The following is a 13,786-nucleotide window of genomic DNA, read 5'->3' on the forward strand; positions in this document are numbered from 1 at the left end:
GATGTTTGACTCCGCGGAGGACGTGCGTCTTCGAATGAGGGACGCGCGTCTCCCCGAAGTGGTTACTACATGATTCGCGTTCGGGAGGCCTACTCGGTCCGGTTCGGTGCTGAACGGTTTTATAAGCTTACTTCTCAGTTATCAGCGTCGCGCCCACGAGATTTCGGAGACCGCCCCGGAGTCGCTTCGAGACCGCCCGCGAGGAGATGTCGAACTCGCTCCCGAGGTCTTCGAGGGTCGTCTGGCGCGGGTCGTCGAAGTAGCCAGCCTTGAACGCCGTTACGATAGTCCGGCGCTGGTCGTCGGTCAGGCCGTACTGCTCGCCAGCCTTGACCTCGCCGAGACTGTTGATTCGGTCGAGACGGAGGTCGATGTCGTTCTCGGCGCAGTACCGCTGGAGAGTGGCGACCGCGCCGCGGTCGGGCGACCTGAGGCGGAACCGCCAGACGCCCTCGTAGCGGGTCACTCCCAGCAGGGTGGCCTCCGACTGGAGGATGCCCTCCACGAGGTCGGGCGTCGAGGCCCACGTCGCGCGGATGAGTGCGCCGTCCTCGACTCGGTCCAGCACGCAGACCGCCTCGATGTCCGCCTCGCGCTTCAGTTCGGCCACGAACGCGTCCACGTCGTCGCCCCACGCCCAGAAGAACGGGAGGGCACCGGTGTCGGTCGGGACGATTCGCTCCAACTCGACCTGCATATCGGGTGTCGTGGCAAGTGCCCGACCGAGCGGAAAGTCCTCGACCGGGACGGACAGTTCCGAGATGACGCTCATCCCGACCTACCTTCATCAGCGCGGGGTAAGGCTGTTCTGGTGAACCATCGTGTCGTTCGGTTCCGGAACCACTATGCGAGGGGCGGACAAACCGCGGCCCATGAACCGCATTATCGGCGAACGCGACCTCTCGGAGACCCCGTTCACGCCCGAGCAGGCGCGAGCGACCTACCGGGAACTGGTCCGTGCGCGGGCGTTCGACGAGCGAGCGCTGGCGCTCCAGCGCAGAGGTTGGATGAGTAGCTGGCCGCCCTACCGCGGGCAGGAGGGTTCGCAGGTCGGGGCCGCGATGGCGATGGCCGACAACGACTGGCTGTTCCCGACCTATCGGTCGAACGCGATGCAGATAGCCCGCGACGTGCCGATGAGCGACATTCTGCTCTTCCGGCGCGGGATGCCCGAGTACCACTCGGGCCACGACGTGCCGAACTTCCCGCAGGCGGTGCCCATCGCTACCCAGATTCCCCACGCCGCGGGCGTCGGCATGGCGATGAACTACGAGCGGTCGGTGAAAGGCGACGGCGCGGATGCCGAGGGAACGCAAGCGGACGGCGGCGACGCCCCGGCCACGCTCTGTTACTTCGGCGACGGCGCGACCAGCGAGGGTGACTTCCACGAGGGCCTGAACTTCGCGGGCGTCTTCGACGCGCCGACCGTCTTCTTCTGCGAGAACAACGAGTGGGCGATTAGCCTGCCGCGCCACCGCCAGACCGCCAGCGACACCATCGCCCAGAAGGCCGGAGCCTACGGGTTCGAGGGCGTGCAGGTTGACGGCAACGACCCGCTCGCGGTCCGAGAGACGGTCGCCGAGGCGCTCGATTCGGCGCGCGAGGGCGAGCCGGTTCTCGTCGAGAGTCTGACCTACCGGCAGGGCGCACACACGACCAGCGACGACCCGAGCCAGTACGAGGACGCCGCGAAGGAACTACCCGACTGGCGGACCGCCGACCCCGTCGAGCGCTACGAAGAATACTGCCGCGAGCAGGGCGTGCTTGACGACGAGTTCGTCGAGGAAGTCGAGGCGGAAATCGACGCGCAACTGGACGAGGCCGTCGAACGAGCCGAATCCGCCGACCCCGGCGACCCCCACGACGTGTTCGACCGAGTGTACGAGAACCTGCCGCCGACGCTCCGAGACCAGAAGGCGTGGCTTGACTCGTTCCTCGCCGACAACGACGTGCAGGAACTGGACCACTGACCACGGAGCGCGTCGCGGAAACCCGACCGCGCTCAGTCGATTGCCATGTACGTCTTGGTGTCCGCGACCCCGTTCATCCCCGAGATGTCCGACGAGGAGACCTGTAGTACGTCGTAGACCTCGTCGCCGTCGGCCTCCACGATAACGTCGAACTCGCCAGCGACGACGTGGGCCTCGGAGATGCGGTCCAGTTCGCGGACTCCCGCCAGCACGTCTTCGGAGCGCCCGGCGGCGGTTTTCACCATGATAAACGCGTGAACCATCTCGGTATGTGGTTCAGTACCATACGAGAAAAACCTTTGGGGGGAGAAAAGTTATTCAGGCAGTGTCGCGTAAGCACTACCATGCGATTCGTTATCATCGGCTCGGGTCGGGTCGGACTCCGGACCGCGCGCGTCCTTCGAGAGGAGGGCCACGAGGTCACGCTGGTCGAGCGCGACGCCAACAAGGTCGAGCGCGCCCGGAACGACGACTTCGAGGTCATCGAGGGAGACGGCGGGCGCGAGGACGTGCTGACCCAAGCCGACCTCGACTCCGCCGATGCCGTCGGCGCGCTGACCGGCGACCTCAACGTCAACTTCGCGGCGTGCATGGTCGGCAAGCACTACGACTGCCGGACGGTCCTGCGAATCGACGAGGACTACCGGGAGGACATCTACCGGAAGTTCGCCAGCGACGTGGACGAGGTTGTCTACCCCGAGCGCCTCGGCGCAATCGGCGCGAAAAACGCCCTGCTCGGGGGCAACATCCGCGCCATCGCCGACATCGCCCAGAGCCTACAGGTCGTGGAACTCACCATCACCGACGAATCGCCGGTGAAGGGCTACACCATCAGCGAACTCTCGCTTCCGGCCGACTCCCGACTTCTGGCGTTCGGGAAAGCCGACGAGGCGATGGGCATCCCGCTCCCCGACGACTCGCTAGAGGTCGGGGACAGACTGGCGGTTCTCGCCGACTTCGAGGTGCTGGAGGACGTGCGCCAGATTCTGGTCGGCGACGCCAGCAGAGCGAGCGCCCAAGCAATGACGGGAGGCAACTAACATGGTCACAGCGTACGTTATGGTCAAAGCGAACACGGGCGAGGCGGACAGGCTCAAGAATGCCATCACGGACCTCGACGGCGTGGTTGACGCCCACATCGTCGCGGGCGACGTGGACATCGTCGCTAAACTCGACGTGGACTCGACCGCAGACGTGAAAGCGGTCGCGGCGGACGGGATTCAGGGCGTCGAGGGCGTCGAGAACACCCAGACCTACATCGCAATGGACTGAGTTTAGAGCGGCGCGCCGCCGGACCCTCCGGCGGGACCGGTCGGGCCACCGGAACTGCCGGGTCCCGACGACCCGCCCGACCCGTCTTCGTCGTCGTTCTGGCGAGCGTTTTGACGTAGACTCGCCGCTGGCTCCCGGTAGTCGTAGCCGGGGATGATACCCTGCACCCACGTCCCCTCGACGTATTCGACGACCGCCAGCGCGTCCTCGACGGCCTGCTCGGGGTCCGAGGACGCGAACTCGACGGTCACGACGACCTCCTCGCCTTCGCGCTCGATTTCGGGCGGCGCGGCGTCGGCGTTGGCGACGGTGTGAGCGTCTCCGAGTCGCAACTCCAGCGTCTCGAACCAGCCGTCTTCGACCACTTCGGCGACTTCCTCGCCCTCGACAACGGCGTCGAGCATCGGCGTCCGGACCTCGATGCGGTACTTGCTCGTCGCATCGCCGTCGCCTGCCGCCTCGCTCGCGGCGACGACGCCGGGAAACGGTTTCTCGGGCGTCTCGAACCGGCTGTCGTCGATTCGCTCGAAATCGGGATGCTGTCGGAACGCGCGCTCGACTCGCTCGTCGGTCATTAGGTCTCCGTAATGGACTCGGGGAAATGGAGGTTTCGACTGGCCGCCGTCCGGTCCGAACGACCGAGACGCGTCGTCTCTCGTCGCTGTTCGCTCCGGTCGAAGCACCGTCAGGCGGTCCCTACGCCGAGTTCGGTGGAGCCTACCCGGCCCATACTTTAACCGGTGGAAACGGACGGCTAACGCATGAAGACACAGCGTTCAACGAGCGGGGCAGTCGTCGTCCCCGCGGTCGATTCGGCGAGTTCCACTTGCGTCCTGCGCTCGCTCGGTCGGCGCGGCATCCGGACCATCGCGGCGTCGTTCCGCGACACGCCCCCCGCGTTTCGTTCGAAGTATTGCGACGACGCGGTCCGCGTCCCGTCGTACCGCGACGACGTGGTCGCGTACAAAGACGCGCTCCTCTCGCTCGCCCGTCGGCCGTCGGTACGCACCGTCTTCCCGCTCCAAGAGATGGATACGTACGTCCTCTCGCGGTATCGGTCGGAGTTCGCCGAGCATCTCGATCCGGTCTGGCCGACGATGGAGACGCTCGCGGACGCTCAGGACCGACTTCGACTGGTCGAGGCGGCGGAGTCGGCCGGGGTCGCGGTGCCCGAGACGCGACTCCTTGACGAAGTCGAGGACTGGACCCGAAAGCAGATAGTCAAGGCGCGCTACACGGTGTTGACCGACGCCTACGTCGATTCGTTCTCGCCCGACCAGTATCGGTTCGGCGGTTCGACGCGGTACCTCCGGTCCGGCGTCGAACCCGACCGCGAGGCGATTCGGGCGGAGAGCGGTCACGTCCCCATCGTCCAAGAGTACGTGCCGGGCGACGAGTACGCTCTGTGGGCACTCTACGACGAGGGTGACCCGGTGGCGACCTGCGGCAAACGCCAGCGCCGAGCGTACTCGTGGGCTGGCGGGACGAGCATCTGCCGTGAGACCACCGACGACCCGCAACTGGAGGCGGCCGGGCGCGCCCTCCTCGACGAACTCGACTGGCACGGTCCCGCGTCGGTTCAGTTTGTCAAGGACGAGGAGACGGGGGAGTTCACGCTCCTCGAAATCAACCCCCGCTTCTGGGTCTCGCTGTCGTGTCCGGTCAGGGCCGGTCTCGACTTCCCGCAGTATTTCTGGCAGTTGGCGAGCGGCGAGTCGGTCGCCCCGAGCGACGACTACGAGACGGGGGTCGCCACCCACCTCCTGCGCGGCGAAGCCGTCCACCTCCACAGCGTCCTCACCGAGGAGTTCCCCTACGAGAACCCGCCGTCGTTCTCGGCGAAGGTTCGGGAGGTCACCGAGTCGGTCGCGCGCCAACCCAACTTCGACTACCTGACGCTGGACGACCCCGGACCGTTCGTTCGGGACGCGCTCAATCAAGTCTCGTCGGTTGGCGGGTCGCTTCGGGGCGTCCTTTCGCCGGACTCGGACGGTGACGCGACGACCGCTCCGGACGTGTAGTCGGTTGGAGTGGTGGCGGTTCATCCACGAGTACGCACCAGCGATTCATCCACGAGTACGCACCAGCAGTTCACCGCGAGCGAACGACCGAAGGGAGTGAGCGAGCGGGCCAAGCGACGACGAGAGCGAACGAAGTGAGCGGCGGGAGGAGCGCAGTGCTTTTTGATCGAGCTTTTTATCGAGCGCAGTCGCCGACGGCGACTGCGCTCGCAATAAAAAGGTCGTATGCGAGAGATGGGATTCGAACCACGCCCAGACGTTCCTGCTCGGCCTACGGCCTGCGCGGGCGTGCGACTGGTCTACTTCGAATCCATCCGGTTCAATTTTCACGACGCGCTGGGCTTGCGAGCGCACGGGGCGCTCGCGGCGTCGCGCGTCGAGAGAAATGCGAGGGATGGGATTCGAACCCATGGACTCCTTCGAGAGCGGGTCTTAAGCCCGCCGCCTTTGGCCGCTCGGCAACCCTCGCTCAGGAGCAGATTGACGACTCTCCCCGAAGTGGGTTTCGGTCTGTGCGGGCCGAAAGGAAACGGACAGAGCCGTGACCGTCGTTCGGCGTCCGAGCGGGCGTTCGAAACGTCGATAGCGTCGGTTAGTCGTGAATTTCGACGCGTTCGAGCGTCACGTCCTCGTTGGGGCTGTCGTTGCGGTCGGTCGAAACGTCGCCGATCTCCTCGACAACGTCCATTCCGTCGATTACCTCGCCGAAGACCGCGTGGCGGTCGTCCAGATGCGGCTGGGCTTCGAGAGTGATGAAGAACTGCGAGCCGTTGGTGTCGGGACCGCTGTTGGCCATCGAGAGGACGCCCGCGCCGTCGTGGCGGAGTTCGTCGTGGAACTCGTCTTCGAACTCGTAGCCGGGACCGCCGCGGCCGGTGCCGGTCGGGTCGCCGCCCTGAATCATGAAGTCCTCGATGATTCGGTGGAAGGGCACGTCGTTGTAGAGCGCGTCGCCGCGGACTTCGCCGGACTCGGGGTCCTTCCACGTCGGCGTCTCCGGCGCGGGGTCGTCGTTCGCGGCGGGGTCGTGTGTCGCCAGATTGACGAAGTTCTCGACGGTCTTCGGCGCGCGCTCGTCGAACAGTCGGACTTCGATGTCGCCGTGCGTCGTGTACAGCGTCGCGGTTAGGTCGTCTGCCATGCCTGCGAGAAGGGTCGCTGGACGGATAACGGTGCCGGACGAATCCCGAGACCGGGCGCGAGCGCCGACCGCGCGACGCCCTCGTCAGTCGTCGGCGACCTGTTCGGCCACTTGCTCGTCGGTTTCGAGCGGCGGACTGTCCCAATACTCGTGGGACTCGACCTGCCGGAAGCAGGCCGCCCGGTGGTCTTCATCTTCGACCTCGTAGTCCTCGGGGGACGACTGCGTGCAGGCCTCGCGGGCGTACGGACAGCGCGTGTGGAATCGACAGCCAGCGGGCGGGTCTCGCGGCGACGGCACGTCGCCTGCCAGCGTGTCCACCTGCCGCCCCTGCTCGCTGGTGTCGGCTCGCGGGACGCTCTCCAGCAGGGCCTCGGTGTAGGGGTGGCCGGGGTTCTCGAATATCTCCTCGACGGGACCGACCTCGACGATTTCGCCCAGATACATCACGGCCACGCGGTCGGAGATGTGCCGAACGACGCTCAGGTCGTGAGCGATGAACAGGTAGGTCAGACCGAACTCCTCCTGCAAGTCCTCCAAGAGATTCAGAATCTGGGCCTGCACCGACACGTCCAGCGCCGACACCGGTTCGTCGCAGACGATGAAGTCCGGTTCGAGCGCGAGCGCGCGGGCGATGCCGATGCGCTGGCGCTGACCGCCCGAGAACTCGTGGGGATAGCGGTCAACCTGTCCGGCCGAGAGACCGACTCGCTCCATCAGGTCCGCAACGTGTTCGCGGCGCTCGGCCTTCGTGCCGATGCCGTGAACGTCGAGGGGTTCGCGGACGATTTCACCCGCGGTCATCCGCGGGTCGAGACTGGAGAAGGGGTCCTGAAAGACGACCTGCGCGCGCTTGCGGAACTCGGTGAGGTCGTCCTTCTCGAAGACGCTCTCGCCGTCGAAGTACATTTTTCCGTCGGTCGGTTCCCGGAGTTTGAGCAGGGTCTCGCCCGTCGTGGACTTGCCACATCCCGACTCACCGACCAGACCCAGCGTCTCGCCTTCCCGCACCTCGAAGCTCACGCCATCGACGGCCTGCACGCTCTCTGGTTCTCGACCGAGCAGTCGGTCGGTGAGGTTGTCCCCTTCGAAGTAGTATTTGTGCAGGTCCTCGACGCGAACGAGCGGGTCAGTCATCCGCGCTCACCTCCTCGTTTTCGCTCGCTGGTTCCTCGCCCGCGCGGTCCGCGGCGCGTCGCGCGTCGCTCTTGAAGTAGTCGTCGGGAAGCGCCTGCGAGGGGTCGTACTCGCGCCGTGCGAGAACGCACCGAGCGCCGTGTTCTCCGGTCTCGGTCGTCCCGTCTCGGGGGTCTCCAGTCTCCACGTCGAACTCCGGGGGGTGGTTCAGACACTCCTCCATCGCTTTCGGACAGCGGTCGGCGAAGTAACATCGGTTTTCCATCTCGTCGTCGTAGAGGTCCGGCACGTTGCCCTCGATGGGTTGGAGTCGGGGCGCGGGTTCGTCCATGTCGGGAATCGAACCGAGTAGCCCCTGCGTGTAGGGGTGAACCGGGTCGTCGAACACGTCTTGGAGCGTGCCCCGCTCCACTATTTCTCCGGCGTACATCACGCCGACTCGGTCGCACATCCGGGCGATGACGCCGAGGTTGTGCGTAATCATCATGATGCTCATCCCGGTGTCCTCCTGCAAGTCGCGCAGGAGGTCGAGAATCTGGGCCTGAATCGTCACGTCGAGCGCCGTCGTCGGTTCGTCGGCGATGAGCAGGTCGGGTTCACCCGCGAGGGCTTGGGCTATCATCGCGCGCTGGAGCATCCCGCCCGAGAACTCGTGGGGGTACTCGTCGGCGCGCTCGGCCGGGTCGGGGATGCCGACCTGTTCGAGCAGGTCGATGGCCTCGGCCCGACTCTCCTCGCTGACGTAGCTCCGCGACGGCAGGACCGCACTCGTAAGCAGGTCAGTGAGTCCGAACCCCTGCGTGCGCGAGCGCGTCGAACGCGGATTCGAGCGCGCGCGGCGCTGGACCTCGACCGCTTCGGCTATCTGCTCGCCGACGGTCAGCGAGGGGTTCAGACTGCTCATCGGGTCCTGAAAGATGGTGCTGAACGACGGCCCGCGGAGCGACCGCCGGACGTTCTCGGGCACCCGACGCACGTCCACGAACTCGCCGTCCACTGCCTCCGGGGTGTCGTCTCGGACTTCCTCAGCGAGGTCCGAATTGCGGTACCAGACCTCGCCGCTGGTGACGCGGCCCGGCGACTCCACGAGGTCGATGACCGAGAGCGCGGTCACGCTCTTGCCCGACCCCGACTCGCCGACGATGCCGAAGACTTCGCCGTCGCGCACGTCGAAGTCAACGGATTCGACTGCGTTGACCTGTCCGTCCTCGGTGAAAAAGCGCGTCGAGAGGTCCCGGACGCGCAGGAGGTCATCAGCCATCAGACGCCACCTCCTTCGCCCTCGATACCGGGGTCCAAGGCGTCACGAAGCCAGTCGCCCACGAGGTTGATGCCGATGACCGTCAGCACGATGGCGACGCCGGGCACCGTCGAAATCCACCACGACGACGCCAGATAATCCCGGCCCTGCGCGATGTCGAAGCCCCACGAGAGGCTAGTCCCCGAGAAGCCGAGGAACGACAGCGCCGACTCCAGCAGGACGATGGCCGCGATTTGGATGGTCGCCAGCACGAGGATGGGTGTCACGCTGTTGGGCAGGATGTGCTTGCGAAGGATGAAGCCGTCGTTCGCACCCACCGAGCGGGCGGCCTTGACGTACTCTTGGCCCTCGATGGACAACGCCTCGCCGCGGGCGACGCGGGCGAACCACACCCAGTTTACGAGTCCGACGACGATGATGACCGTCCCCGGTAACGCGAACGTCTCGGGCATGTTCGGCGCGATACCCGCCTGTACGAGCGGGTCGGGCAAGTCAACGACCGCCCTGCCGAACAGACCGACCAGCGCGACGGCCAACACGAGCGACGGGAACGCGAGCATGATGTCGGCACTCCGCATCAGCGCGTCGTCCACTTTCCCGCCGTAGTAGCCAGCGGCAAGTCCCACGGTGACGCCGACCGACGCGGCGATGAGCGTCCCGAGGAGACCGACCAATAGGGAGGTCCGCGCGCCGTAGATGACCCGCGAGAGCATGTCCCTGCCGAGCGAGTCGGTTCCGAGCGGGTACTTCGGCGTCGCCGACACCGTGACTGTCTCGTTGACGACCTCTATCGACCCGTTGACCATCTCGGAACTGGTCTCGGTGGACGTTTGGCTGAACCCGAGCGGGGGAAGTTGGGACTGCTCCAAATTCTGATTCGTGGGGTTGTGGGGCGCGATTAGGGGTGCGAACAGCGCCACCAGCACGATTGCGACCACGACGACGATACCGATTTTCGCCAGTGCGCTCTGGCGAAGCTCCTTCCGAAGATTCCGAACTGTTCGCGGGGAGACGCCCCGCTTGAGTCCGTTCCAGAACGCCTCGAAGAGTCTCTCTATCGGTCCGACCATTAGTGAACCACCTGCGGGTTGATGTAGGCGTACAGCGCGTCAACGAAGATGTTGATGACGACGAATCCCATTCCGATGACGATGAGCGACCCCTGAATCAGCGGCCAGTCGCGGGCGTTGATGGCGTTGATGAGCAGGGTTCCCAGTCCGGGCCACGCGAAGACGGCCTCGGTGATGACCGCGCCGCCGATGAGCGTCCCGAGTTGGAGTCCAAGCACGGTGATGACCGGAATCAGCGTGTTCCGGAGCGCGTGCTTGTACCGAACCAACGTCTCGGGCAGTCCCTTCGCCCGCGACGAGCGGACGTAGGGCTTGCCGAGTTCGTCGAGCATCCCGCTCCGAGTCAGTCGCGTGATGAGCGCGGTGAAGTAGGTACCGAGCGTAATCGCCGGGAGCGTGATGTGGTTGAGCCACGTTATCAGTCCCGAGACCTGAAACTGCGTCACCAGCATCGTCAGCGCCGGGTAGAGACCGATACCCCGGCGACTCGTCGGGAACAGGCTGAACTGGACCGACAGAATCAGCACCAGCATGATGCCGAGCCAGAAGTTCGGCGTCGAGATGCCGACGAGCGAGAAACTGGTCGCGGCGTAGTCGGCGGGTTCGTGTCGCCTCGTGGCCGAGATAACGCCGAGCGGAATCGAGATTACCACGGCGACGATGCTCGCGGCGACCGCCAGTTCGAGGGTAGCCGGGAGGCGAGCGAAGATGAGACCGCTTGCCTCGACGCCCCGAATGTAGGAGTAGCCCATGTCGCCCTGTAACAGGTTGAGGAGGTAGTCGAAATACTGGACGTAGAAGGGTCTGTTCAGACCTAATTCCGTGGCTATCTGTTGGCGTAACTCTTGGCTTGCGTCCAGCGGCGCGACGAACGTAATCGGGTTGCCCGGCGTCACGTATCGCAGTCCGAACACCACCGTTACGACGCCCCAGACGACCAGTATTCCCTGTGCGCTACGCTTGAGTAAGAATCGTCCCATCGACATTAGCCATCACTCCGTCGAAGCGAAAACATGAGTTGAGACTTACTGTCCGTCGGCGGGTGCCATCGCGTAGGCGTCGATTCGCTCGTCGCGGCGGGCCTGCCACTGAATCCGGTTCTGGACTCCGTACACGCTGTACTGGCGGTTCAGGAATATCCACGGCGCTTGGTCGTGGAGCGTCTGATTGACCGACTGGAGCGTCTGCTCGCGTTGGTCCTGGTCGCCCTGACTCTGGGCCTGCTCCATCATGCTATCGACCTCCTCGTTGCTGTATGAACTGAGCGCGCCGTCGGTGGTCAACAGCGGGATGATGGTCTGGCTCGCGTCGAACGTCGCGTTGCCCCACCCGATGAGGTAGAAGTCCGGACTCGTCTCCAGATTCCCGTCGGTGAGTTCGCCCGCGAGCGTCCCGAAGTCGCGCTGTTGGACCGAACAGGAGACGTTCGAGAGCTGGTCGATCTGGTTGGCGACCGCTTGCGCGACTTCGAGGTCCTTGAGGTATCGACCGACCGGCGTGTGGAGCGTGATGGAGGCTCCGGCGTGGCCGCTCTCCTCGACCAGTTGTTCGGCCTGCTCCACGTCGTACGGGTACGGGTTCACGTCTGAGTTGTATCCGAAGAAGCCTTCGAGCGTGGGCTGGCCTGTCGGGTCGGCGAATCCCGAGAGGACGTTCTCGATGATGCTGTCGAGGTTCACCGCGTGATTCATCGCGCGGCGGAACTTCGGGCTGGAGAACGGTTCGACGTTGTACTTCATCGCGTTGTAGATGACCCGCGTACTCGGGGCCGCGCTGATTTTGGCGCTCCCCGAGTTCCGGACCCGCGAAACGTCTTGGGGCGGGACGTTGACGACGATGTCGGTCTCGCCCTCCACCAGTTGGTTCACGCGCGTACTCGATTCCGAGGCCGCACGGAACGTCAGCGACGTGACTGCGGCCGGTTCCCGCCAGTAGTCCTCGTAGTTGGAGAACTCGACTTTCACGTCGGACTGGTACTCTTCGAGTTGGAACGGTCCGGTGCCGTTCATCTGCTGGGCGACTTCGGACTTCGAGCGCTCTTGCACCCACGACTGCTGCATCACGTCGCAGTAAGTCGCAAACAGCGAGAACACGACGGGGTTGATGCCGTCGGACATCACGTCTACCGCGCGCTCGCCATCGACGACTTCCGCACCCGTGACGCCAGCGAGTTGGTCGGACTGGGGGCTAGCGATGCCAACGTCCTCCTGAACGATGCGGTTGATGCTGAACGCCACGTCCTGTGGCGTTAGCTGGTCGCCGTTGTGGAAGGTGACGCCCTCCCGGATGGTGAATCGAATGCGCCCCGGCTCTTGGCGTTCGTAAGCCGTCGCCAACTTCTCGACGATTGTCCCGTCCTGTTCTCGGCCGAGTACACCCTCGTAGGCGTGGAGAACCACGTTGTCCGTCGGCGTCTCGCGGTGGTTCTGCGGGTCCAGCGTCGAGGGCATCTGGCCCTGCGTGATGGTGACCGCAAACTCCTCGCCGTCGCCGCCGTTCTCTTCGGTCGTTTCGGTTCCTTCCGTCGTCGTATCCGTCTCGGTCGTCGTCGTTTCCTGACCGCCACCGCCGGTACACCCCGCGACCGAAGCGGTCGCGGCCGCGGCACCGGCAGCCGTCAGAAACTTCCGTCGAGATGGACCTTCGTCGTGCGCCATATCCACTACAACAGCTACTCTATCATAAATATGCTGTGGTGTACCACACCATTCGCCGGTCTCGAGGTCCGCTCTGCCCTCCCGTGATTTGCAGCCGTAAGTTTAAGTTACACCGGACCGGTAGCTCATATATGGCCGTTCACGGCCGCTCCTCTCCACTCCGGGCACTGTTCGACGAATCGCCCACGCCCCACATCGCCCACCCGCCGCGGACGCATCACCGCGATTTCTACGTCGCCACGGACGGCTCGTACAGCCTCCAGAGCGACGACGGCGGACTGGGTGCCATCATCGAAACGCGGGACGGTAAGCGGGTCGCTCGCCTCTCGGTCCCCGACGAATCGGTCACCGACAACAACGTGGCCGAGTATCGTGCGCTCCACCTCGGACTCGACGTGCTGGCGGCGCGCGCGCCGACCGGCGCGCGCGTCGGCGTCCTCGTGGACCACGACGACCTCGCGGCCAACGTCAACAGCGCGGCGCTGGCGACTCGTCGGACCGACAACACGCCGCCGCGGAAACTGTCGGTGCCACCCGCGGGCGAACACCACTGGCGCGGGATTCGGGCGCGAGTCTCTCGGTTCGGCGAAATCCGGGCCGCGGTCCTCGAAAGCGGCCAAAACCCCGCTCACGCGCTGGCGAACGCGCCCGAGGAGTTCGCGCACGTCAACCGCGAGTCGGACCGGTGTCTCCTGCCCGAGCGCACGACCTCCAGCGAGGCCCAGATTCCACCGCCCTCGCGGGCAGACCGGCAAACTGGTGATTCGCGGGCAAGCGACTGACGGCTCCGTGACTATCCAGTTCACGACCGGACGGACTCGCAGTCGCTGGCTGGCCCGCGGTCGATGTGGCTGTCGCTATCGGTATCCGCGGACAGCGACCGCGCAAAGCTCGTCGGCCGTTCGGGGGCGGTTTCCCCAGAGAGTCGGGCGCTACCGAGTTTCGAATTCGACAGCGCAGACGCGAATCGTGGGACGGCCTACTCGACCAAACCCACGGCGTAGACGTGTCCGCGGAGTTCCGATTCGGACTCGAACGACTCCCCACACGCCTCGCACACGCACGTCTCGTGGTTCCACATGACCGCGGAGACGGTCGGAAACGGCGTAAACATTGGTCGAAGCATCGGGAAACGTAAACGACGAGCGCCGCGAGTAGCGGGCGCGTCGGTCCAATCGCGCGAGCGAGGGGACGAACGGGCACGCGCCGAGTTGGTCTCGTTCCGGTAGGTAAACGTTCGTCCGATTCGGGATGGTT

14 protein-coding genes and 1 tRNA gene are annotated in these 13,786 nt (G+C 65.1%); 5 read left to right on the forward strand and 10 right to left on the reverse strand.

Going from position 1 to position 13,786, the window contains the following annotated elements; translation table 11 throughout:
• Positions 1-127: 127 nt before the first annotated feature.
• Entirely contained in the window at positions 128-772 is a 645-nt protein-coding gene (locus EP007_RS03475) for a helix-turn-helix domain-containing protein (protein WP_128476326.1), read from the reverse strand.
• A gap of 100 nt (positions 773-872) precedes the next feature.
• On the opposite strand from EP007_RS03475, the gene EP007_RS03480 reads away from it, so the two are divergent.
• Positions 873-1,970 (forward strand): thiamine pyrophosphate-dependent enzyme, encoded by a 1,098-nt coding sequence (locus EP007_RS03480; protein WP_128476327.1) that lies wholly within the window; start codon positions 873-875, stop codon positions 1,968-1,970.
• A gap of 32 nt (positions 1,971-2,002) precedes the next feature.
• Here EP007_RS03480 and EP007_RS03485 read toward each other — a convergent pair whose 3' ends face one another.
• The gene (locus tag EP007_RS03485) at positions 2,003-2,233 is read right to left on the reverse strand and encodes an Lrp/AsnC ligand binding domain-containing protein (protein ID WP_128476328.1); all 231 of its coding nucleotides are present in this window, start codon (positions 2,231-2,233) and stop codon (positions 2,003-2,005) included.
• An 81-nt stretch (positions 2,234-2,314) separates the two neighbouring features.
• Here EP007_RS03485 and EP007_RS03490 point away from each other — a divergent pair, with 81 nt between their 5' ends.
• Positions 2,315-3,010 carry a potassium channel family protein gene (locus EP007_RS03490; protein ID WP_128476329.1) on the forward strand — a complete coding sequence of 232 codons (696 nt, stop codon included), beginning with the start codon at positions 2,315-2,317 and terminating at the stop codon, positions 3,008-3,010.
• A 1-nt stretch (position 3,011) separates the two neighbouring features.
• Positions 3,012-3,242: an Lrp/AsnC family transcriptional regulator gene (locus tag EP007_RS03495; protein ID WP_128476330.1), complete on the forward strand. Its 231-nt coding sequence runs from the start codon at positions 3,012-3,014 to the stop codon at positions 3,240-3,242.
• A 2-nt stretch (positions 3,243-3,244) separates the two neighbouring features.
• Here EP007_RS03495 and EP007_RS03500 read toward each other — a convergent pair whose 3' ends face one another.
• Positions 3,245-3,817: a DUF5813 family protein gene (locus tag EP007_RS03500; RefSeq protein ID WP_208023525.1), complete on the reverse strand. Its 573-nt coding sequence runs from the start codon at positions 3,815-3,817 to the stop codon at positions 3,245-3,247.
• Positions 3,818-4,003: 186 nt separating this feature from the next.
• Here EP007_RS03500 and EP007_RS03505 point away from each other — a divergent pair, with 186 nt between their 5' ends.
• Complete coding sequence (locus EP007_RS03505; RefSeq protein WP_128476331.1) at positions 4,004-5,263, forward strand: carboxylate--amine ligase; 1,260 nt, start codon at positions 4,004-4,006, stop codon at positions 5,261-5,263.
• A 386-nt stretch (positions 5,264-5,649) separates the two neighbouring features.
• On the opposite strand, the gene EP007_RS03510 is transcribed toward EP007_RS03505, so the two are convergent.
• The 7 genes from EP007_RS03510 to EP007_RS03540 all read right to left on the reverse strand — a co-directional run bounded on the left by EP007_RS03510 (position 5,650) and on the right by EP007_RS03540 (position 12,529).
• Positions 5,650-5,732 (reverse strand) — tRNA-Leu (locus tag EP007_RS03510).
• A gap of 123 nt (positions 5,733-5,855) precedes the next feature.
• Positions 5,856-6,404 (reverse strand): peptidylprolyl isomerase, encoded by a 549-nt coding sequence (locus EP007_RS03515; protein ID WP_128476332.1) that lies wholly within the window; start codon positions 6,402-6,404, stop codon positions 5,856-5,858.
• A gap of 84 nt (positions 6,405-6,488) precedes the next feature.
• Entirely contained in the window at positions 6,489-7,541 is a 1,053-nt protein-coding gene (locus EP007_RS03520; protein WP_128476333.1) for an ABC transporter ATP-binding protein, read from the reverse strand.
• Positions 7,534-8,802: an ABC transporter ATP-binding protein gene (locus tag EP007_RS03525; RefSeq protein WP_128476334.1), complete on the reverse strand. Its 1,269-nt coding sequence runs from the start codon at positions 8,800-8,802 to the stop codon at positions 7,534-7,536. The genes EP007_RS03520 and EP007_RS03525 overlap by 8 nt, the downstream gene beginning before the upstream one ends.
• Complete coding sequence (locus EP007_RS03530; protein ID WP_128476335.1) at positions 8,802-9,872, reverse strand: ABC transporter permease; 1,071 nt, start codon at positions 9,870-9,872, stop codon at positions 8,802-8,804. The genes EP007_RS03525 and EP007_RS03530 overlap by 1 nt, the downstream gene beginning before the upstream one ends.
• Complete coding sequence (locus EP007_RS03535) at positions 9,872-10,858, reverse strand: ABC transporter permease (RefSeq protein WP_128476336.1); 987 nt, start codon at positions 10,856-10,858, stop codon at positions 9,872-9,874. Before EP007_RS03535 ends, EP007_RS03530 begins: the two co-directional genes overlap by 1 nt.
• Positions 10,859-10,897: 39 nt before the next feature.
• A complete protein-coding gene (locus tag EP007_RS03540) occupies positions 10,898-12,529 on the reverse strand; it encodes an ABC transporter substrate-binding protein (protein ID WP_128476337.1) in 1,632 nt (543 codons plus the stop codon).
• A 131-nt stretch (positions 12,530-12,660) separates the two neighbouring features.
• Here EP007_RS03540 and EP007_RS03545 point away from each other — a divergent pair, with 131 nt between their 5' ends.
• Complete coding sequence (locus EP007_RS03545; protein WP_128476338.1) at positions 12,661-13,311, forward strand: reverse transcriptase-like protein; 651 nt, start codon at positions 12,661-12,663, stop codon at positions 13,309-13,311.
• Positions 13,312-13,786: the final 475 nt, after the last annotated feature.

The sequence above is a fragment of the Halorussus pelagicus genome (assembly GCF_004087835.1).
GTDB classification, from domain to species: Archaea; Halobacteriota; Halobacteria; order Halobacteriales; family Haladaptataceae; genus Halorussus; species Halorussus pelagicus.

Bases quoted from the DNA above. Each gene is read 5' to 3' on its own strand.
- EP007_RS03475 (WP_128476326.1), bottom strand. From the start codon at position 772: ATGAGCGTCATCTCGGAACTGTCCGTCCCGGTCGAGGACTTTCCGCTC.
- EP007_RS03480 (WP_128476327.1), top strand. From the start codon at position 873: ATGAACCGCATTATCGGCGAACGCGACCTCTCGGAGACCCCGTTCACG.
- EP007_RS03485 (WP_128476328.1), bottom strand. From the start codon at position 2,233: ATGGTTCACGCGTTTATCATGGTGAAAACCGCCGCCGGGCGCTCCGAA.
- EP007_RS03490 (WP_128476329.1), top strand. From the start codon at position 2,315: ATGCGATTCGTTATCATCGGCTCGGGTCGGGTCGGACTCCGGACCGCG.
- EP007_RS03495 (WP_128476330.1), top strand. From the start codon at position 3,012: ATGGTCACAGCGTACGTTATGGTCAAAGCGAACACGGGCGAGGCGGAC.
- EP007_RS03500 (WP_208023525.1), bottom strand. From the start codon at position 3,817: ATGACCGACGAGCGAGTCGAGCGCGCGTTCCGACAGCATCCCGATTTC.
- EP007_RS03505 (WP_128476331.1), top strand. From the start codon at position 4,004: ATGAAGACACAGCGTTCAACGAGCGGGGCAGTCGTCGTCCCCGCGGTC.
- EP007_RS03515 (WP_128476332.1), bottom strand. From the start codon at position 6,404: ATGGCAGACGACCTAACCGCGACGCTGTACACGACGCACGGCGACATC.
- EP007_RS03520 (WP_128476333.1), bottom strand. From the start codon at position 7,541: ATGACTGACCCGCTCGTTCGCGTCGAGGACCTGCACAAATACTACTTC.
- EP007_RS03525 (WP_128476334.1), bottom strand. From the start codon at position 8,802: ATGGCTGATGACCTCCTGCGCGTCCGGGACCTCTCGACGCGCTTTTTC.
- EP007_RS03530 (WP_128476335.1), bottom strand. From the start codon at position 9,872: ATGGTCGGACCGATAGAGAGACTCTTCGAGGCGTTCTGGAACGGACTC.
- EP007_RS03535 (WP_128476336.1), bottom strand. From the start codon at position 10,858: ATGTCGATGGGACGATTCTTACTCAAGCGTAGCGCACAGGGAATACTG.
- EP007_RS03540 (WP_128476337.1), bottom strand. From the start codon at position 12,529: ATGGCGCACGACGAAGGTCCATCTCGACGGAAGTTTCTGACGGCTGCC.
- EP007_RS03545 (WP_128476338.1), top strand. From the start codon at position 12,661: ATGGCCGTTCACGGCCGCTCCTCTCCACTCCGGGCACTGTTCGACGAA.